Genomic DNA, 19,457 nt, shown 5'->3' with positions numbered 1-19,457 from the left:
GCAATTTTCCAGCGCTTTTGACTGTTCTTGCGTTTTTTTGTAACCGCTAACTCCATGTGCTGTTCTTCCTTTCCTTAATCCGCAGTTCCGGGTTTAAATATCGATAAGATAAATCAACAGCGCTATTCACGAAAAATACGATAATCGCCATGACAAAAATGTATCCTTGGATGACAGCGTAATCCCGTGATCGAATCGAGTCAACTACCATCTTGCCGATACCAGGATAGGCGAAAATAACTTCAATAACGACAACTCCACCGATCAAGCTGCCTAAGCTGATACCGAACACGGTAATAACAGGCGGCAGACTATGACGAAATGCATGGGCGAAAAAAATACGCATTTCCGATAGTCCTCTGGACCGTGCTGCCCGTATAAATTCATTGCTGAGAGAGTCAAGCAAACTTGAACGCAATAATCGAACGTAAACGCTTGTTATGGCAAGTCCTAAAGTAATGGATGGAAGGACGGCAGAAATAATGCCATCCCGACCCATCGGAGGGAGAATGCCCCACCGTACCGCAAATAAATCAATGAAAATGAGTGCCAGCCAAAAACTCGGGATGGCGGCGCCGAGTAACGATACTCCCCGGCTTACCTGGTCAATCCAGCTTCCCCGATACAGAGCAGCGAGTGAACCAAGAGGAATAGCCACGCTAAGCATGACGATAAGTGCACCGAAAGACAATTCGAGTGTTGCCGGTAATCCGCTTAGTATCATTTCCATCACAGGCTGATTCGTTATATATGAGTTACCAAAATCTAATCTTACAAAGTCAGCCAACCAGCGACCATACTGCACGAGCAAAGGATCATTAAATCCTAATTGTTCACGAAGTGCTTCCACTTGTTCATTTGTAACCGATACATCATCGACTCTAAGCATGGAAAGAACCGGATCGCCAGGAGCGAGACGCACAAATAGAAAGCTTATGAACGTAATAACCAGAAGAAAGATCACAACCTCGATTAACCGCCGGCTTAGAATCCGAAACATTTACTTCACATCCAATTCATTCGTTAACATGTAATATTCACTTCGGGAGGTCACCCAGTTCAGAACTTTATCAGACTTATAAGCAACGAGTGTGTTCGGATGCAGTATAAAAGAATTATATACTTGCTCATCGACATACAGGGCAACTTGTTCAGCTTTAACCGAGCGCTTTTCTTGTCCAACGGTTGCGTTTAACTCATCAATAAGAGCTGTTAAATGATTATCATCCGCTCCGCTGAAATTCAAAGCGCCTTTTGGATGATACGTTGCATTCAAATAGTAACCTGCATCCCCTCGAGGTGCAGTTAAATTACTGTATGTGGTCAGGTCCCAATCTCGATTGGCTGCCATATACTCTTCCGGAATTTCGATCTGCTTTATTTGAACATCTATTCCCAACTGGCCTGCATCCGATTGAAACACTTGTGCTATCAAGGGCAAATCAGCACGCGCACTGTAAGTTAGGAGTTTAAATGTAAGCGGTTCGCCGTTTTTTTGCATAACCCCATTCACTTCTGTATACCCGGCATCTTGAAGATAGGCTCTAGCAGCGTCCATTCCGGTCTCTTTTTCAGGATAGTCCGGCGCAAACGAAAAGGTGGATGGGAAAGGTCCAGTCGCAACTTCAGCATGTCCTCTTAAAATAGTGTCCACGATAGCTTGCCGATTAATTAATGCATCAACAGCTTTACGAACATGGATGTCTTGCAGCGATTTCCGTTCCAGGTTCATCGTCATTTGGTGCACTCGGAACGTAGATGTGGATTCAACTTTTACTTCCGGTAAAGCTTCTAAATTAGTGAGTGTTTCTACTTCAGGACGGAAGACAATATCAGCGGTTCCTGATTGAAGTGTAAGAGAGCGGGCATTGGCATCCTCGTTAAACGAGAATTTCGCTGATTCCAGTTTTGCAGCTCCGTTCCAGTAACCGTCATAACGCACAAGATCCACAGCCGTACCCGGTGTAAAAGAAGATACAGCAAATGGTCCTGTTCCTATCGGTTTATTAACAAAGTCTGCTTCCGTTACGTCAATAATTGAAGTGTTTGGATGTACTAATTCAGATGGGAATTCGGGAAATGGAACTTCTGTTTTAATCGTCAGCGTATTGGCATTAGCTTCTATTGATACAATACGCAAGGCATTTTTTATCGCAAGGCTATCTTTCATTGCCCGCTCGAGAGAGGCTTTAACAGCTGCTCCATCCATAGGTTTGCCGTTCTGAAAGGTCACGTCTTTTCTTAGCTCAATTGTCCACAATTGGCCATCTTGACTATCCCAGCTTTCTGCAAGCCAAGGCTCAATGGTCAAGTCCGTATCATTGAGATGTACCAAAGTTTCCGTTATTCCTGCACGAACGGAGACATAACTTGTATCCACATTAGGATCAAGCGAGCTAGTCGCAAAATTAAAGAGCAGGTTTACCTCTTTACTTCCCTCAACTTGTTTTTCAGTAGGCTCAGAAGAACAAGCTGCCAAAATAAAAACGGATAAAATGAAAACTGATAATAACTTGTATCCCTTAAACATCGTTTTACCTCCATTTTTTCGCACGCAATTCGTATACATTACGATTAAGGTTATCACATCACTTCGTGATCGTAAACAGTTATAATTACGATTAATAAAAATGCTGAATTATATAGTATGATGAATGTATTAAATCGTAATCATTTCTTTTAACGAATGAAGGACTCTTTCATCCGCCCCATGAATACATACAACTAAACGAAGATAAAAGGAGAATTAGCGTATGAGAATACCAGTTATTGTACTAAGCGGATTTCTAGGCAGCGGCAAAACAACACTGCTCCTTCGGTTACTGGACGAAGCGAAAAACCGGGGTTTGCATCCCGGCGTAATTATGAATGAATTAGGCAGCATGGATGTTGACGGATATATTCTGAATGGACACTCGGATACAGTGATCGAGAAACTGTTGGATGGCTGCGTCTGCTGCAGCAGACGCAGTGAGTTGGCAAGCAGCATCCAAACCTTGTCCAAGCAGATGCCGGACGTCATCTTTATCGAGCTGACAGGAGTAGCTAATCCCGAAGAAATAGCTGATGCGCTTACGGAGCCGCAATTGCTCGGTCTCGTTCTGCTCAAACAGATCGTAACCTTGATCGATGCCGAGCATGTACTCGCCTACAACAGTATTTTTGAATCTGATCTATCGCTGCTTAGAACCTTACGGCGGCAGATGGAAACGGCCGACCTCATTATCGTAAACAAGACGGATCTTGTAACAGCATCTAAGCTGAGCAAGATTGACAAGGCGATTCGCAAACAGAATGATACGGCTGTTGTCATTCCTGCCACTCATAGCCAGGTCGATCTGGATTTGCTCCTTGCATCCGTTAAGAAGCAGGAACAGCAAGTGATCCCCGTTGCCCGGTCGTTCCGGATGCTAAAGGCAGTTCCCGTCGGACATCATGGAGCTAAAGATCAGATCAAGCCCGAAAAAACGATGTCTTTCTCCCGAGTTCAGACCATAACGCTGCCGATCGTACCCACAACACAGCCAAGCCGCAGGCAAATTGAAAAATTTCTTCTTAAATTCAAGGAACAGCTGCTCCGGGCTAAAGGCTATATTCGCCTTAAAGCAGATGAGCCTGTCATGCTGATGCAATACGCAGGCAAACGGATAACTTGGACGGAGTCCGGCTATAGCGGCGAATCCTACATCGTCTTCATAGGCATAAACCTTAATGAACATCAGCTGGAAACGGAATGGAATCGTTTGCTGCAAATAGACGGGATTCGTCCTCTTTGACAAATATTACTGAACCTTTTATACTCATTAATAGTAATATTTACGATTAAAATCCTACATAAAAGGAGTGTCGCTTATGTCGCAAGCTGTAGCAGCCGATCCGCGTATACCAGTCACCGTTTTGACCGGATTCCTTGGAGCAGGCAAAACCACCCTGTTGAATCACGTCCTTACGGCCGATCACGGTCAGAAGATCGCGGTAATTGTGAATGAATTTGGAGAAGTTGGAATCGATAATCAACTCGTCGTAGGAGCGGATGAAGAGATTTTCGAAATGAACAATGGTTGTATTTGCTGTACGGTCCGGGGAGATCTTATCCGAATTCTCGGTGAGCTGATGAATGCCAAGAGAGGTGCTGGTGATTCGCGTAAAGCTAACTTCGACCGTGTGCTTATTGAGACAACTGGTTTGGCCGACCCTGCTCCGGTAGCTCAAACCTTCTTCGTGGATGAGGAAATGGCAAAGTTCTACAAGTTGGATGCCATTGTAACTGTCGTTGATGCGAAGCATGCTGACCAGCATTTAGATGATGGTCATGAAGCGCAAGAGCAAGTCGCTTTCGCTGATGTGCTGCTGTTAAATAAGACGGATCTTGTCACGGAAAACGAACTTAAGAAACTTGAGCATCGACTAATATCCATGAACCCTGCTGCCAAGCTATACCATACCCGGCAATCTCAAGTCGATATTAATCATATTCTGGGTATCGGAGCATTCGACCTGGAGAAGAAGCTTGAGCTTGATCCCGGCTTCCTTGAGGAAGAGCACCATGATCACGATGATGATGTCTACTCCCTGTTCTTCCGTGAGGAACAGCCGCTTGATCTGGCGAAATTGGAACGGTTCCTACAGGAGTGGTTGACGGATCATGGCACTGATACGTTCCGTTACAAGGGTGTGCTTCATATTAAAGGGGTCAAGCAGCGCGTTGTGTTCCAAGGCATCCATATGTTGTTCAGCTCCTACCCTGACCGCGACTGGAGAGCGGATGAACAGCGGGTCAGCGAGTTCGTTATTATCGGCAGAAATCTGGACACGGAATGGTTTAACGAACAATTTACAAACTGTGTAGCCATTTCGTAAGGCTTTTCACAAAGAGAGGGCGGGATCACAGTGTCAGCATCTGTTGAACAGCACCGCAAGGAGGCGCCTTCCTCCGTCAACTGTATGATTATTACCGTGTCTGATACAAGAACGGAAGAAACGGACAAGAGCGGAACTCTGCTGCGGGAGCTTCTCGAGGCATCCGGTTACAGGGTAATGAAATATGCAATTGTGAAGGATGAATATGAGGAAATTCAGTCCGCCATCCGCAGCGGTGCGGCTAACCCTTCAGTAGAAGCCATTCTCCTGAACGGCGGGACAGGGATCGCCAAGCGGGACACGACGTACGAAGCAGTAAGAGACCTGTTAACTAAGGAGATGCACGGGTTCGGCGAGCTGTTCCGCTACTTAAGCTTCGCAGAGGATATCGGAACGGCTGCTATTCTCAGCCGGGCTATCGCCGGTGTATATGAAGATACGGCAGTATTCTCAATGCCGGGCTCAAGCGGAGCTGTGAAGCTTGCCGTTAACCACATTATTATTCCAGAGCTCAGGCATGTGATGCGAGAGATCTGCAAGGATTTAGCGTAACCTGCTCCTAACCCTGCACTATATAAAAAGGAAGAGCGATGAGCTCTTCCTTCACGTTTATAGAAGTATTAACTTACGGGGTCGACTTCTTTTAGGTTCTGTACATTAAACAAACGGGCGTATCCCCCATCTTTCCTCATCAGTTCTTCATGAGACCCTTTCTCTTTAATTTCCCCATTCTCAATGAGTACAATTTGATCCGCATGAGTAATCGTTGACAGGCGGTGTGCGACAATCAAAGTCGTTCTGTCTTTAGCCAATCTTTCAAGAGATTCTTGAATTAAATGCTCAGACTCCAAATCAAGGGCGGAGGTTGCTTCATCAAGGACTAAAATCCGCGGATTTTTTAGAAACACCCTGGCAATAGCAATCCTCTGCTTTTGTCCCCCTGACAGCTTTACACCCCGTTCTCCGATTTCCGTGTCATAGCCGTTTGGCAGATTCAAAATAAAATCATGCGCATTCGCGGCTTGAGCCGCTTGAATGATTTGTTCTTCTGCAGCATCAGGATTTCCAAAAAGTATATTCTCGCGGACGCTGCCGCTAAATAAGATATTATCCTGCAACACCATTCCAATCTGGCTTCGCAAGCTTTTTATGGTTATATCCTTGATATCCGTATCATCCAACCGTATGCTTCCTTGCTGGATATCGTAAAACCGGGGAATTAAACTGATTAACGATGATTTGCCTCCCCCGCTCATCCCTACGAAAGCGATCGTCTCTCCTGGACGAATGCTTAGCCCAAGATTGTTTAAAATCCAGCCGGCAGATGATTCATACCGGAAACTGACATCGTTAAAATCAATTTTTCCTTTTACATCCGTTATCGGTTTCGCTTGCGGTGAATCCACAATATCGTAAGGTTCATTCATGAGTTCAACCACACGTTCCAGCGAGGCGCTTGCCTGAGTCAATTCCGTCGAAGAATTAACTAAGCGGCGAAGCGGACTATATAGCCGATCCAGGTATGCAAAAAATGCGATAAAGGCGCCTAACGTAATATTTCCTTGAATAACCTGATAGCCTCCATAAAACAAAACCAATAAAGGAGCAAGGTCCGTTAATGTATTGATAATGGCGTTTGTCAATGCATTCCATTTGGTCAAAGCTAAAGCTCGTTGCAGAAAGTGCCGGTTTTTCCCGTCAAAATTTTCTTTTTCGACGCCCTCCAGCGTGAAGCTCTTGATGACCGGCATGCCGTTGACCCGCTCAAAAAGATAGCTTTGCATATTTGCCAGCGCTTGTGACCTTGACTTCGTATATGCCTTTAACCTTTTATACAGCTTTTTTACGGACAAAGCATAAAAGGGCAATACCGCTATGGAGACTAATGTTAATTCAAAATCCATATGAAACATGAATCCCAAAGCGATGGACAGCGTGAATAGATCCAGCCATACATTCATCATGCCGGTTTCCACGATGCTCTTTGTTTGTTCAGCGTCATTAATCATCCGGGATATGATTTCACCGGTTTTATGATTTTGATAATACCTTAAGGACAGCTTTTGAATGTGTACAAAGAGACGATTGCGAAGGTCGTATAGAATTCGGCTCGTTATTAATTGAGCAAAGTATTGTCTGAGGTACTCTATGGGCGCCCTAACCACAACAAACAGCGCAATGGCGCCCAGCATTACATAACTTAATTTTTCGATTTTCACATCTGCAGGAAGTGAGCTTAGCAATAAATCGTCAACAACATATTTTATAAGGAGTGGCAGTGTCAACGGAATCCCGAATTTAACCATCCCAATCAATAGCGTAACGATTACTAACTTCCAATAAGGTTTTACAAATGTAAAATAGGTTTTGAAGCTCGACATAGATTACTCCTTTTATAACTTGATACTCGATTTTATTTCCCGGCCCTGCCGGTACCATAAAGGATCAATCGATGTATTATACATGTATTTGCTAACTATTAAAATACAACTCTACGAATTAGAAGGTAAAAAAACAAATTGTCGTCTAAAAAAATGAGCAGTCCAAAACCACACTTTCTGGTTTTGGACTGCTTTTCGTTGTTCAAGCCTCTTCCTTTGTATTCTTCGGCTTCTCCTCTTCGTCGATCATTCCTTTGGCCCCTCTTTTAAATTCCGACAAAGTCGTTCCAATCGCTCTCCCCAATTGAGGCAGCTTGGATGGTCCAAATAGCAGCAAGCCTAGTATTACAAGCAGCACAATACCTGCTACGCCTATGTTCATTGGCATAGGAATCACTCCGTTCTTGTGTAAAGTGTGAAATCAGAAGTTAACCAAAAGTGCGGTTACATACATGACCAAGATACCGAGCGCTATACTGCCATAATTAATCCATGATAGGGAAGGCGTACCCTCTGCTTTGGCGTCTCTTAAGATCATTTTGAAAATGACATAAATAACTTGGGCAATTGCGCCGGCGCCTATGCCAAAGAACAATGCCGCCAATGTCTGGTTAAACACAAATCCACCGATCCAGGTTCCTAGGATGGCCGGTCCTCCGCCCATAACAGCTAATGCCAAAAATGTTTTAAGCGATGGTTTTGTTTTCAGCAGCGGTGCGGCGATACCTACACCCTCCGTAATATTGTGGAGCGTAAAGCCGATAATGAGAAACGTTCCAAGCGCTGCCTCGCCGGTTGCAAAGGCGGCTCCTATTGCAAGTCCTTCGCCAAGATTATGCAGCCCGATTCCCCCGGCCATTTTATAGGCTACCCTTTTGCCGCTGTCACTGTTAAGCTTTGATTTTTTCGAGCCAGCTTGATCTACTGCAATCAAAAATAAAAAGCTAAGCAGCGCTCCGAACCACACGAGTCCTGTACCTTGGAAGATGCCGGGCGCCTCAGCACCAAGCTCCAAACCTTCTTGAACCGTATCGACTGTAAGGAAAAAGAGCAGACCGACCGTAAATGCCAATACGCCTTGAATTCCTCTTGAAGAGAATCGGCGCATGAACGGAAACCATAGCAAGCCAAGTCCAACAGGAACAACGCCTACATAAAAACCAATTAAAGAATACTGCAGGAAACGATTCGTATCCGCTTCCGGAGTTTTCATCGCAGCTGCTACTTCGCCGCTAAAAATCAATCCATTTTCCGTAATCAGCTTGATCTCATGCGGATCTCCTTCTACCCACGGATACGGGATAGATACGGTAGCCCTTTCAAAGCGTTTAATCGTTGGGCTAGGTGAATAGGTCACGTTCCAGAAAGCGTCATCTACCGTAACCTGTGCAACCGTCAGCTCCTCAGGCCCTGAATTTAGCACACGAAGCTCGAACCCGTTGTCCGTTAAAGTGATTCTTTCAATATTTAATACTTCAATTGGCGCGGCTTGCTGCTCTTCAACTCCTGTACCCCATTTGCCGATAAAATAGATCATGCCTGCGAGCAGGAGCAACGGCAATATTCCCAGCAGCCAAACGGATAGATGGTTTGACTTTTTGTTCATCAATTCAGTCTGCACATGATACTCCTCCTTTTTTATTCGGCTTCAAAGAATCCCATCCATCCAAGCTCCGCAAACTCGCTCTGATGCGCATGGAACATATATTTTCCGGACGAAGGAAACGTGACCTCAATAATACCTCTTTCACCTTGGCACTGCATGATGACATCCGTATATAGCGAACGCGCATCCGGGTCTGCCCCTATCGGATAATAGTCGAAGAAATTGGCATGCAAATGAAACGAGTTAATCGGGTCGAACTCCGTCAAATTGCTTAAATAAATACGTACCAGCTCTCCCGTTTTCACTTTTATCGGTCTGGACTGATAAGCAAATGCGTAGCCGTTTACGGTGTATACCTCGTTCTCGCCATCCAAGTCCAAATCGAAGCCGTTCATGACCATCGTGAGCTCTTTTGCCGGTTTCCGCGGTTTCTTAGGGTCAATAATGAAATTGCCGTAAAGCCCTTTATGAATATGTCTCGCTAACGGCGGTACATGGCAGTGGTAAATTTGCAAGCCGGCAGGCTTCGCTTCAAATTCGTAAACAAATTCCTCACCCGGGGCAATCGGCTCCAAACCGTCCATATTCGTAGGATGGATGCCGTGCATATGAATGGAATGCGGGTGTGACGAAGCATTTCCAAATTTTATTCGTATGATGTCTCCTTCTGTACAGCGAATAGTCGGCCCTGGAATGGTGCCGTTATACGTCCATCCCGGGAACTTCATTCCCTTGGCAATTTCCACCTCTGTCTCCGATGCGATAATGCTGTACTCTCTTATTGTTTTTCCGTCTGGAGACTTGCTGATTACACCATAATCAAATGAAGTTAATGCCTTGACCGCTGCTTCCAAACCCGGAGTGGAATCGGTGCCTGGGTCGTAGCCATGCGCCATGCCATGCTTCATCTGATTATGAAGGGCATGATTCGTTTCTTCCTTCCCCATGGCGTTCGCCGTTTTGCCGAATAATGCACTCGTATTCAAAAAGCTGCTGCCTAATACACCCAAAATTCCTGCTGCTCCGATTTTCAATACACTTCTTCTTGATAAATTATTTTTTTGACCAAGTGACATTATACATTCACCTCCAAGTTTAGATAAGAAAATTGTGTTGCATCAATGCAACAAAATTAATAAAAAAATATTATTTTACCGGAGAACAAAATGTTTCCCTGCGGAAACTTTCCTCTTATTAAAGTATATGCTGCTCATGCCTATTATAAATCTACTTTTTTTTGCTTTTTAATAAACTTGCGGGCATAAAAAAAAACTTCCGGTGCAGGAAGCTTTTTTGAGACAATTTCTCCGTTATACGGCTGTAATTTGTGTATGCACTATACCATTATTCGAATGAAACGACTCTTTTTTCCTGACTGCTCTTTTTAACCAACTCGATAACCTTTATCGTATTCATGGCATCGGCTGCGTTTACAGGAGCTGGTTTGCTTTCAGCAATGGAATCGTAAATACCATTATAGAAAGATTCGTATGCGCCTGCTTTTGTTTCAAGCTTTCCTTTCAGCTGCATATCACCTACATTTACCGTTAATTCTCCATAGTTTTTTTCAAGGTCCTTGCCCCAAAGAGCGTCGCCAGGCACTTTCCCTTGCTTTAATGAATTCTCTTGCGAATCCAAGCCATATTTAATAAAACTGCCCTTATCCCCGTGTATTTGAAATTTAGGACCGGCGCTCTTCACGATCGAACCGGAATGCAAAATAACTCTTAATCTTCCATATCCTAAAATAATATGAAAATAATCATCGGTGACCGAATCGTTTCTTTGGGCCATCACATCGCCAAACACCGTTTCGGGAAGCCCAAATAAATGAAGAGCTTGATCGATCAAATGCGAGCCAAGGTCATAAAGCATACCCGAGCCTTCCATATTTTGCTCTCTCCACCGGCTGGTTACTTCAGGACGAAACCGGTCATAATGCGCTTCATACGAATAGATTTCACCCATAACGCCCGACTCCAAGCATTCCTTAACGGTAAGGAAATCATTGTCCCATCTTCTGTTTTGATAAACGCTTATTATTTTATTTTGCGCGGCAGCTATTTCGATCAGCTCTTGCGCTTCTTTAGAATGGATAACGAACGGTTTCTCGACCACAACATGTTTTCCCGATAATAAGGCTTGTTTGACAAATGGATAATGCGTAGTGTTTGGCGTAGTGATGACAATTAGGTCTATAGCAGGATCCGTAAACAGCTGTTCAACATCGGGAACAACCTGGACGTCAGGATAATCTTCCTTTACTTTCAGAGCATTTGAAGAAACGATTTTTGAAATTTCTAATCCTTCAACCGTTTGGATAATAGGCGCATGAAAAGTTTTCCCGGAAAAACCGTAACCAATGATGCCGACCTTTACTTTTCTCAAATAATCCATCCCCTTCATCTGCAAAAAATGATTAAATACGACCTCATAATAAGTCAAAAAACTAAATAAAGCAAGATATTTAAGTTTTTTGCTTATAATTTTAAGTAATGTTGAAACATTTTGACAAGAAACTTATACTTATAAGTGAAATCCTTTTTTGGAAGAGGTCTAGTGATGAATCAAGATGAAAGAACACAATCGATCATTCAATATTTGAAAGAAAAACAAAAAATTCAGCTTGAGGATATTTGTGAGCTGTATGGCGTTTCCCGCGATACTGCAAGACGCGACTTAGTCAAATTAGAAGAAGACGGAGCTATTATTCGTATTCGGGGCGGAGCCATGCTGCCCACTCTTACGAAAAATATAAGGAGCTACAGGGAACGGTTTCAAGATTCGGGAAACAAACGCGCTATTGGTCAATTCGCGGCTTCTCTTATTAAAGATGGAGACTATCTATTAATGGATACCTCGACAACCGTACAATTTACCGCTGAATACTTATGTACGAAAAACAACGTCGTTGTAACCAATTCCATTGATATAGCCAGCGTTTTGTGTGAAAACCCGGATATAAAGACACAGCTGCTGGGCGGCGAATTAAATGCCTGGCACCGGAATGTCTCCGGACCCCGTACATTAGAAATGTTAGCAGACTTCAAAGTAGATAAATTGTTTCTTGGCGCATGCGGCATTTCATCCGACGGGTTATCGGCCCCTTCTGTTGACGAGGCTTATTTGAAATTAAAGATGATTGAAAGAGCTGATCAAGTTATCGTATTGGCTGATTCATCAAAATTCGAAAAACATCTTTTCCACCGAATTTGCGATTTCGGAAAAATTAATGTCATTGTTACGGATCAGGAACCCGATCGTAAAATGATAGAAATTTTAACGGATAAACAAGTTGAACTTATGATCGTCCCCGGGCTTAACTAGGGGTGCACGTGGAAGCATACATCCGGCGGACAGGCTTACATAATAAAAAGCGGGATCGAGTTTCATCACTCGATCCCCTAACACAAAAAAACTTTTCCGCTTTATCTTACACGTATTCGTCATCTAAATCGGGAAAGGCATCGAAAACGTTCGCCTTCGGCACCTGAGTTATATCATCTTTTTGCTGTACCCAATACCCAATATTACGGTACCAGTCCTGAAATGAATCGTCCAATTGCTGTTCCCGGTTACGATCCTCATTAACATCGGAATCAACCTCCAACTCCTCCATGAGAACTCCATCATTATCCTCGTTTACCCTGTCTTTCCGGTCGTCTTCCACGCTAATTTCGCCTCCTAAAGTTCTCATCATCCATAAGGTTTAATTTGCATGAACAAGGAAGAATTTATACAAAAATAATTTTCACAAAACCAATATAATATCACCATATAAACTTAGCATTTTCATAACTTTCAGAGCACAAAACTATTTTATAGTAATATTTGGTTACATGTCAGGACACATTTAACCAAAAATAAAATAGTTGGAGGGGTAAGTAATGATTATCATTTCACAAAAAAAATGGCTGGCCTACTTGCTCATCGCTGCCATGATGTTTACACTGTTCGCCGTATTTGCAGTGAATCATAATAACAAGGTCGATGCCGTAACAACATCATTCCGATTTGTCGTTTTGGGGGATAGCCGCGGATCGACAAATGGGGTTAATGAAACAACCCTTCGCAGTTTAATGACAAAAGTAAAAGGCTTAGCCGTTCAGCCAAGCTTTGTGTTATTTACAGGGGATCAGGTGACAGGAGGCGCAGATGTCGGCAATCAGCTGACTGCATGGAAAAATATTATGGATGATTATTATCCGATGACTGCGATTTATCCGACTTTGGGAAATCACGAAAATGATGAAACCATATTCAGCAATGCATTTACACATTTGCCTACAGGACAATTGTCCGGATACCAAAGATCAGCTTATTATTTTGATTACGGAAATACGCGGATTATTACATTGAACTCCAATCGCAAAGATGCAAACGGCAAATATATTATTGATTCTAACCAACGCGCTTGGTTGCAGAATACCATTCAAAGCGGTGGAAAAACACATAATATCGTACAATTTCACGTTCCGGCTTATCCAATCGGAGCTCATTACGGCGCTTCGCTTGACGCTAACGCTGCTCAGCGCGATGCTGTTTGGGATATTCTGGACGCAAACAATGTTACAGCCGTTCTAGTTGGGCATGAGCACAATTACAATCGCCGAAAAATTTACAGTACGTTTAACGGGAACGGATATACGTTCGGCAATACGATCTATCAATTGACGATTGGCGGAGGCGGCGCCCCCCTTTCTTCTACAAATACCAATTCAACAAATGTCGTGGTTGGGCCTGCAGCCAGCTATCAATATACGGTTGTGGATATCGCGGACGCGACAGCTACCTTTACCACATTCGATATTAACAATAACCAGATTGATTCTTTCTCGGTAACGCGCGACGGTTCCACTCCTCCTCCGTCGACTACAACGTCGTTCCAAAATGGCGTGTATCCTTCAACTGGCTACGCTGGAAACTTAGATACTTACATTTCGCAAAACAGTGCAACAGCAAACTACGGTATTTCAGCAACACTTCTTGTAGATGGCGATGATCCTAGCGGCAGCACGAAGGATTTAGCATCGATTATGAAATGGGACACTTCGAGTATTCCAACTGGAAAAACAGTGACCTCGGCAAGCATCGCCCTGAGTGTATTCGACGCAAGTGCGAATACCTATGAGCTTTATGAAATGAAACGAAACTGGACGGAAGGCGGAGCTACATGGAACCAATTTGCCAGCGGCTCGAATTGGACAACGGCCGGAGCCAGCGGATCAACGGATAGAGGGACAACCGTACTCGGGACGATGACAGCTAGCAGTATAGGAACCTATACGATCAACTTAAATACGAGCGGCAAGGCTCTCGTACAATCTTGGATAAACAACCCTTCAACTAATTATGGAATGATCATTACGGACAGCAGCAATGCAGATGGACTCGATATCAGATCCAGTGAATACTCTACGGCGAGCAGTCGTCCAAAGTTAACCGTAACGTACGAGTAAAGAGTACATTCATAATAAAAAGGTAGATGATTTCATAGATGAAGCCTATATTTAACTCTCGGGATTTGGCGGTCACTCAAGGCATTATGGCCGCCTTCTTCTTTCTTCTTATTCCCGTTTTTAACTTATTCGGTCTAAGCACCCACAAGCTTGATAGTATCCTGCACGGATTAGGGGCAACCTTAACCGTTATTTTAAGCTGTTATGTCCTGCATGCGTTGTATCCTTTCCTGCGCGCTAAAGAAGGATCTGTGAAGAAGCTTGAACTCCCGCTATGGATAACGAATATTCTAATTCTCGTGACAATTATTATTGGAAACTGGCTTTACATAGGCTATCGGGCTCCCGATGGCGCACAGCAATGGTTTTTATATAATGCTCCGCTAGGTCATTTAGTGATGATGGAATTTAAGGAATTTGCCTCTTTGTTCCCTTTGCCTTTAGGCGTGGCTGCAAGCTTTTTACTGTGGAGGTTTAAACGCGATATCGAAGCCGTTAAAGGGGTTTCATCTGTCATCGCTTTGCTTGTAACTTTAATGTGGTTTTTTCTGTTGATTGGTTTCGTGTTTGGACTCGGTATCACTAAATTAAAAATAGTCTAAAGACTATGCTTATGATGCCAGTTTTGCTAAAGCTAAACTCTTGAGGAGTGAAGAAATGACAGAATCCTTTAATCGAAGTTCCGGAAATCGGAATTCCGGAGAAATTGCGGCCACTTTGCTTTCCGTATGGCTCGGATTAGCAAGCTTGGTTTGCAGTCATCTATGGAGTGTAGCTAAACCCGAACGCGCTAATTTATTTCTGTTAAAAATGAGCGTTTGGATACCGGGATGGGAAAAAATCGGTCCCTATGCAGGGAAAGAAACGATCGGACTTATCGTTTGGTTAGTGAGCTGGTTATTGCTTTTTTTCCTGCTAAAAAACCGGGAATTTTCATTAAGGCATTCGATTTATGCCTTTGTTGCCGGTATGATAATCATCACGGTTTTCATCTGGCCTCCTGTGATTCACGCGCTTTTCGGTTGGAATCCTACCACTTCTTATTAAAAGATAGGGGTTTATACATATGTCTCATTTCTATAAATATAAACTTTTTTACCTGATCTCTTTACTGATTTTCATTTTATTCGGCTCCTTGTTTACAACAAATTTCCCTCTCCATGGCTATCTGCAAGCTAATAACGCTCCCGTATCCTTCCGATTCGGTTATTTTGGCGAACAAAAAAATCAGCTTGATCTTCGCGGCTGGATAAATCAATCCAAGGGCGTTTCGTTATTTGCAGCGGCAGACCATTTGTTTGAAAAAAACGATAAATTACCGCTTCACTCTTTCCTTCCTGTATTTGATTCATCGTCATCAGCGAACCCGGAAAACTTCGAACAAAATTATTCCTATCTCCCCAATAACTTATTGCCTTCTTATGGAAGGTCGGTCTATTACATGGATTATGGAAATGCCCGATTACTGTTCTTAGATGCAGCTGGCATAACAGAGGGGAACAACGCCCAATTGGATTGGTTGCAGAAGACCGTCAGCGAGAATAAGCAAGTCCATCATTTCGTTCTTTTAAATCAGGATCCCGGGTTTCCGGCTTTCTGGGAAACCGTTCGCAAGCTTGGCGTAAATCTTGTGCTCATTCAGGATAACGTTTATGTCCCACATGCTGTCCTTACGCAAGAAAGTGCAGAATATCGTTCAACTGCCTATCCGGAATGGGGGCTTTGGGACGTATATCATCAATTTTCTCAGTCCCATATGCTTATCATTGAAGGAATAGACACTCAATTAACAGTAAAAGTGCAGGATCAGAAAGGGAATGAATTAGATCAATTAAAGCAGGATGTTGCGAGTATCAGGTTCGCAGACAGCGTAAATGAGCGTGCTTATATTAGTATACAATCGTTATGGCATTATCACCCCGGGAGTAAGGATATCAAGGCAGCTGTACCGCTAGAGCTTGATATAACAGGGGAAAATCCCATTCAAAAACCATTTACCCTGCCGGCAGATGACTGGCGCAGCCCGCAATACGACGACTCTTCATGGGAAGTTGGACGAGCCCCTTTGGGCCATACGCAAGACAAAGCGGATCAACGAAAAATCCAAAAAACGCTGCCTGTAAATGGCGAATCACCCGTCTACTATTTTCGTAAAACATTTGTAATCGATGATGATCCCGGTAAATTAAGCAATCTGCTCTTGCACATATCATACGAAGATGGATTTGTAGCCTATTTGAATGGGTCAGAAATTTATCGCGACAGCATAAGAGAAGGCTTAGTCGATTATAGGTCGCTGTCACTGCCTAGCGAATACAACTTTTACAACATCTTTTCATTAAAAAACCATATCAATAAGCTGGTGAAAGGAACCAACACCATTGCTGTGGAAGTTCATCGCAGTCATCCCAAAGCGCCTAATCTGCTGTTTGATTTAAGCTTATCTTATGAGGAATGACAGATACGGGGAGGTCCATTGTGTTTAGACATAACAATCCAAAAAAAGATATAGCACACATCCTACAGCAATGTCTCCTAACATCTTTACTGATGTTGAGTATAAGTGCCTGCGGCACTGCGAATGAGTCTGACAAAGTAGATTTAATCGTCGCCCTTTCAGCGACTCCCGAGCATATCATGATCGATAACGGAAATAGCTATGTGTGGAATAACGCAAAAATCACCATAAATAATCGTTACTTCTACGAATCCGACATTCCTAGGGGCGGTACCAGTCTGAATTTAACGGAGTTTACCAAACAAGACGGTACAAGCTTTAATCCAAAAAAGAATCGGTTATACCGTGTCTCAATCTATGTTCCCGATGCTTTAGACGGTAAACCAGGGGTTTTTAATTGGTGACAATCGAGTAGGAGGGGGCGGCTAGCCCCCGACCTCTCACACCACCGTACATACCGTTCGGTATACGGCGGTTCACGAAATATTCCGTAATTCGTTGTATCTGTCCGCTAAGCTCCTCAATCCATTAGATTCCCAATAGCGATTATCCAATGTTCGGTTCAAAATCGGACTTCCTGCAATTCGCCAGTACCCTTTTCGGGTATTTCCCCATTCAAAGGCTTTTTCCTTGGGCATGCCTAAGGATATAAGCCTAAAAAGGCGATGACAGGACCACAAAAATATACGGGTGAGTCAGTGTTAAATANGATTCAGCAGCTCTTAGCCCTTCGGTTCGCTTGTGGATCAATGAGCTGGCAGCACGTTTTCCAAATCGAGTAGGAGGGGGCGGCTAGCCCCCGACCTCTCACACCACCGTACATACCGTTCGGTATACGGCGGTTCACGAAATATTCCGTAATTCGTTGTATCTGTCCGCTAAGCTCCTCAATCCATTAGATTCCCAATAGCGATTATCCAATGTTCGGTTCAAAATCGGACTTCCTGCAATTCGCCAGTACCCTTTTCGGGTATTTCCCCATTCAAAGGCTTTTTCCTTGGGCATGCCTAAGGATATAAGCCTTTTTACTTTGGTTTTCGGTTTCTTCCATTGCTTCCAAAGACACATTCTTAGCCTTCTTCGGATCCATTTATCCATATTCAGAAAGACACTTGGCGTATCCGCAAGCGAGAAGTAACCGCTCCATCCCATTAGGAATTGGTTCAGTTCCTTTATCCGCTCTTCCATCTTCATCGATCTTCTTCGGGAGGTTATCTCCCGAATCCTCGACTCTGCTTTCTGTAAGGATTGCTTTGCAATCCTTACCTTAGGCTCTTTGTTCAAGCTAAAACTAAACCCAAGAAACTTCCGTTTCCATGGACGATCTACCGCGCTTTTGGCTTGGTTTACCTTTAATTTCAGCCTGGTCTCGATGAATCTGGTAACCGATGCCTTGACTCGCTCGCCTGCTCTTTGGGTTTTCACGTAGATGTTACAATCGTCCGCATAGCGGACGAAGCGGTGTCCACGCTCCTCTAATTCTTTGTCTAATTCGTCTAGAACGATGTTGGATAATAGCGGACTGAGTGGACCACCTTGCGGCGCTCCTTCCATCGTCGGCTTAACCAATCCATTCTCCATRACGCCCGATTGCAGGTATTTGCGGATAAGTAGGAGAACTTTCTTGTCCTTCACTTTCTCCGAAACCTTCAACATGAGACGGTCATGATTGACGTGGTCAAAGAATTTCTCCAAGTCCAGATCGACCACGAATCGGTATCCTTCTTTCATGAATGCTCTTGCTTTCCTCACAGCATCATGTCCGCGCCTTTTANCCGAAACCTTCAACATGAGACGTCATGATTGACGTGGTCAAAGAATTTCTCCAAGTCCAGATCGACCACGAATCGGTATCCTTCTTTCATGAATGCTCTTGCTTTCCTCACAGCATCATGTCCGCGCCTTTTAGGGCGGAAGCCATAGCTATGTTCGGAAAACTGTGGATCAAACAATGGGTTTAACACCTGTGCGATTGCTTGCTGAAGCATGCGATCTGTCACGGTAGGTATACCTAGCATCCTAATGCCTCCGCCATTCGGTTTCGGGATTTCGACCCGTCTTACGGGGCTAGGCTGGTAGGTTCCTTCTTCTATCTCCTTGCGTATCGTCGGCCAGTTTTGTACGATGTGTTCGCGTAAGGATTTTACGGACATCCCATCTACGCCGTGGCTTCCTTTATTCGCTTCCACACGCTTTAAGGCTTCAAGAAGGTTTTCCCGTGACAGCAACTGCTCCAACATTTCTACAACTCCTTACGTGATTTGTACTTTCCTCTTGTGCCAGAGATAAGCTCTGCCCTGCCGAAGCCCCACACGGAATTCACCGCTTCCTTCTTCAGTCAGGTCCTTTCGGATTTTCTGCTTTCATCACTCATCATCACTCATCCTGAACGCCTTGATGTACAAATGCTTATTTCATGTTCAGCCCTTCCGCAAGCTGTTGCAACAGCCCCGCGTACTATRGCTTCTGCTGACTTSTGTACGCTCAGCCTGTCCTCTCGGGCAGGGTTACGAAGATGACTTCGCGTTCCATACAGATCTCCCCAGGTAAGAACGCTATCTTCCTCTCCATCTATCTGCTCCATTTACTCCCGCACGCCTTCGGCAGTAAGGACTTTGACTTGTTGCGCAGTCTCATCCAACGTACGTTAGCCTTATATGAAGTTCGTGTTCCTCAGACCGGAGATTTGCCGC

16 protein-coding genes and 3 pseudogenes are annotated in these 19,457 nt (G+C 44.0%); 8 read left to right on the top strand and 11 right to left on the bottom strand.

The window, feature by feature from the left end; translation table 11 throughout:
* Nucleotides 1–46: 46 nt before the first annotated feature.
* Entirely contained in the window at nucleotides 47–1,000 is a 954-nt protein-coding gene (nikB, locus tag ASG81_RS05435) for a nickel ABC transporter permease (protein ID WP_056630156.1), read from the bottom strand.
* Nucleotides 1,001–2,530, bottom strand: a complete 1,530-nt coding sequence (gene nikA / locus ASG81_RS05430; RefSeq protein WP_056630153.1) for a nickel ABC transporter substrate-binding protein — start codon at nucleotides 2,528–2,530, stop codon at nucleotides 1,001–1,003.
* Nucleotides 2,531–2,753: 223 nt separating this feature from the next.
* Here nikA and ASG81_RS05425 point away from each other — a divergent pair, with 223 nt between their 5' ends.
* From ASG81_RS05425 to ASG81_RS05415, 3 genes are all read left to right on the top strand, one after another.
* The gene (locus tag ASG81_RS05425) at nucleotides 2,754–3,776 is read left to right on the top strand and encodes a CobW family GTP-binding protein (protein WP_056630150.1); all 1,023 of its coding nucleotides are present in this window, start codon (nucleotides 2,754–2,756) and stop codon (nucleotides 3,774–3,776) included.
* Nucleotides 3,777–3,852: 76 nt separating this feature from the next.
* Nucleotides 3,853–4,860 carry a CobW family GTP-binding protein gene (locus ASG81_RS05420; RefSeq protein ID WP_056630146.1) on the top strand — a complete coding sequence of 336 codons (1,008 nt, stop codon included), beginning with the start codon at nucleotides 3,853–3,855 and terminating at the stop codon, nucleotides 4,858–4,860.
* Nucleotides 4,861–4,944: 84 nt separating this feature from the next.
* The gene (locus tag ASG81_RS05415; RefSeq protein ID WP_056630143.1) at nucleotides 4,945–5,412 is read left to right on the top strand and encodes a MogA/MoaB family molybdenum cofactor biosynthesis protein; all 468 of its coding nucleotides are present in this window, start codon (nucleotides 4,945–4,947) and stop codon (nucleotides 5,410–5,412) included.
* A 68-nt stretch (nucleotides 5,413–5,480) separates the two neighbouring features.
* Here ASG81_RS05415 and ASG81_RS05410 read toward each other — a convergent pair whose 3' ends face one another.
* The 5 genes from ASG81_RS05410 to ASG81_RS05390 all read right to left on the bottom strand — a co-directional run bounded on the left by ASG81_RS05410 (nucleotide 5,481) and on the right by ASG81_RS05390 (nucleotide 11,235).
* Complete coding sequence (locus ASG81_RS05410; RefSeq protein WP_056630140.1) at nucleotides 5,481–7,241, bottom strand: ABC transporter ATP-binding protein; 1,761 nt, start codon at nucleotides 7,239–7,241, stop codon at nucleotides 5,481–5,483.
* Between the two features lie 202 nt (nucleotides 7,242–7,443).
* A complete protein-coding gene (locus ASG81_RS05405; protein ID WP_056630138.1) occupies nucleotides 7,444–7,629 on the bottom strand; it encodes a twin-arginine translocase TatA/TatE family subunit in 186 nt (61 codons plus the stop codon).
* 33 nt (nucleotides 7,630–7,662) lie between these two features.
* Nucleotides 7,663–8,862, bottom strand: coding sequence for a ZIP family metal transporter (locus ASG81_RS05400; protein ID WP_235548741.1), 1,200 nt, complete (start codon nucleotides 8,860–8,862; stop codon nucleotides 7,663–7,665).
* Nucleotides 8,863–8,879: 17 nt separating this feature from the next.
* Nucleotides 8,880–9,923, bottom strand: coding sequence for a multicopper oxidase domain-containing protein (locus ASG81_RS05395; protein WP_056630135.1), 1,044 nt, complete (start codon nucleotides 9,921–9,923; stop codon nucleotides 8,880–8,882).
* A gap of 268 nt (nucleotides 9,924–10,191) precedes the next feature.
* Complete coding sequence (locus ASG81_RS05390) at nucleotides 10,192–11,235, bottom strand: oxidoreductase (protein WP_056630132.1); 1,044 nt, start codon at nucleotides 11,233–11,235, stop codon at nucleotides 10,192–10,194.
* A 174-nt stretch (nucleotides 11,236–11,409) separates the two neighbouring features.
* Between ASG81_RS05390 and ASG81_RS05385 the strand changes: the two genes are divergently transcribed.
* On the top strand, nucleotides 11,410–12,174 hold the full coding sequence (locus ASG81_RS05385) for a DeoR/GlpR family DNA-binding transcription regulator (protein WP_056630128.1): 765 nt from the start codon (nucleotides 11,410–11,412) through the stop codon (nucleotides 12,172–12,174).
* A gap of 106 nt (nucleotides 12,175–12,280) precedes the next feature.
* Here ASG81_RS05385 and ASG81_RS05380 read toward each other — a convergent pair whose 3' ends face one another.
* Entirely contained in the window at nucleotides 12,281–12,517 is a 237-nt protein-coding gene (locus tag ASG81_RS05380) for a hypothetical protein (RefSeq protein WP_235548740.1), read from the bottom strand.
* A gap of 217 nt (nucleotides 12,518–12,734) precedes the next feature.
* On the opposite strand from ASG81_RS05380, the gene ASG81_RS05375 reads away from it, so the two are divergent.
* The 4 genes from ASG81_RS05375 (at nucleotide 12,735) to ASG81_RS05355 (ending at nucleotide 17,168) form a co-directional block, all read left to right on the top strand.
* The gene (locus tag ASG81_RS05375) at nucleotides 12,735–14,306 is read left to right on the top strand and encodes a DNRLRE domain-containing protein (protein WP_056630123.1); all 1,572 of its coding nucleotides are present in this window, start codon (nucleotides 12,735–12,737) and stop codon (nucleotides 14,304–14,306) included.
* Nucleotides 14,307–14,392: 86 nt separating this feature from the next.
* Nucleotides 14,393–14,908, top strand: a complete 516-nt coding sequence (locus ASG81_RS05370; protein ID WP_235548739.1) for a hypothetical protein — start codon at nucleotides 14,393–14,395, stop codon at nucleotides 14,906–14,908.
* Nucleotides 14,909–15,372: 464 nt separating this feature from the next.
* Entirely contained in the window at nucleotides 15,373–16,764 is a 1,392-nt protein-coding gene (locus ASG81_RS05360; protein WP_056630113.1) for a hypothetical protein, read from the top strand.
* A 20-nt stretch (nucleotides 16,765–16,784) separates the two neighbouring features.
* The gene (locus tag ASG81_RS05355) at nucleotides 16,785–17,168 is read left to right on the top strand and encodes a hypothetical protein (protein ID WP_056630109.1); all 384 of its coding nucleotides are present in this window, start codon (nucleotides 16,785–16,787) and stop codon (nucleotides 17,166–17,168) included.
* Nucleotides 17,169–17,240: 72 nt separating this feature from the next.
* Here ASG81_RS05355 and ASG81_RS32505 read toward each other — a convergent pair.
* From ASG81_RS32505 to ASG81_RS05345, 3 pseudogenes are all read right to left on the bottom strand, one after another.
* Nucleotides 17,241–17,423: pseudogene (locus ASG81_RS32505) on the bottom strand (group II intron reverse transcriptase/maturase); the annotation flags it as partial.
* 184 nt (nucleotides 17,424–17,607) lie between these two features.
* A pseudogene (locus tag ASG81_RS05350) lies at nucleotides 17,608–18,538 on the bottom strand (reverse transcriptase domain-containing protein); the annotation flags it as partial.
* A gap of 1 nt (nucleotide 18,539) precedes the next feature.
* Nucleotides 18,540–19,004: pseudogene (locus ASG81_RS05345) on the bottom strand (reverse transcriptase domain-containing protein); the annotation flags it as partial.
* Nucleotides 19,005–19,457 lie beyond the last annotated feature (453 nt).

Source organism: Paenibacillus sp. Soil522, from assembly GCF_001428245.1.
Taxonomy (GTDB): domain Bacteria; phylum Bacillota; class Bacilli; order Paenibacillales; family Paenibacillaceae; genus Pristimantibacillus.
This window is presented reverse-complemented; position numbering and strand designations above follow the sequence as displayed.

Bases quoted from the DNA above. Each gene is read 5' to 3' on its own strand.
- nikB (WP_056630156.1), bottom strand. From the start codon at position 1,000: ATGTTTCGGATTCTAAGCCGGCGGTTAATCGAGGTTGTGATCTTTCTT.
- nikA (WP_056630153.1), bottom strand. From the start codon at position 2,530: ATGTTTAAGGGATACAAGTTATTATCAGTTTTCATTTTATCCGTTTTT.
- ASG81_RS05425 (WP_056630150.1), top strand. From the start codon at position 2,754: ATGAGAATACCAGTTATTGTACTAAGCGGATTTCTAGGCAGCGGCAAA.
- ASG81_RS05420 (WP_056630146.1), top strand. From the start codon at position 3,853: ATGTCGCAAGCTGTAGCAGCCGATCCGCGTATACCAGTCACCGTTTTG.
- ASG81_RS05415 (WP_056630143.1), top strand. From the start codon at position 4,945: ATGATTATTACCGTGTCTGATACAAGAACGGAAGAAACGGACAAGAGC.
- ASG81_RS05410 (WP_056630140.1), bottom strand. From the start codon at position 7,241: ATGTCGAGCTTCAAAACCTATTTTACATTTGTAAAACCTTATTGGAAG.
- ASG81_RS05405 (WP_056630138.1), bottom strand. From the start codon at position 7,629: ATGCCAATGAACATAGGCGTAGCAGGTATTGTGCTGCTTGTAATACTA.
- ASG81_RS05395 (WP_056630135.1), bottom strand. From the start codon at position 9,923: ATGTCACTTGGTCAAAAAAATAATTTATCAAGAAGAAGTGTATTGAAA.
- ASG81_RS05385 (WP_056630128.1), top strand. From the start codon at position 11,410: ATGAATCAAGATGAAAGAACACAATCGATCATTCAATATTTGAAAGAA.
- ASG81_RS05375 (WP_056630123.1), top strand. From the start codon at position 12,735: ATGATTATCATTTCACAAAAAAAATGGCTGGCCTACTTGCTCATCGCT.
- ASG81_RS05370 (WP_235548739.1), top strand. From the start codon at position 14,393: ATGGCCGCCTTCTTCTTTCTTCTTATTCCCGTTTTTAACTTATTCGGT.
- ASG81_RS05360 (WP_056630113.1), top strand. From the start codon at position 15,373: ATGTCTCATTTCTATAAATATAAACTTTTTTACCTGATCTCTTTACTG.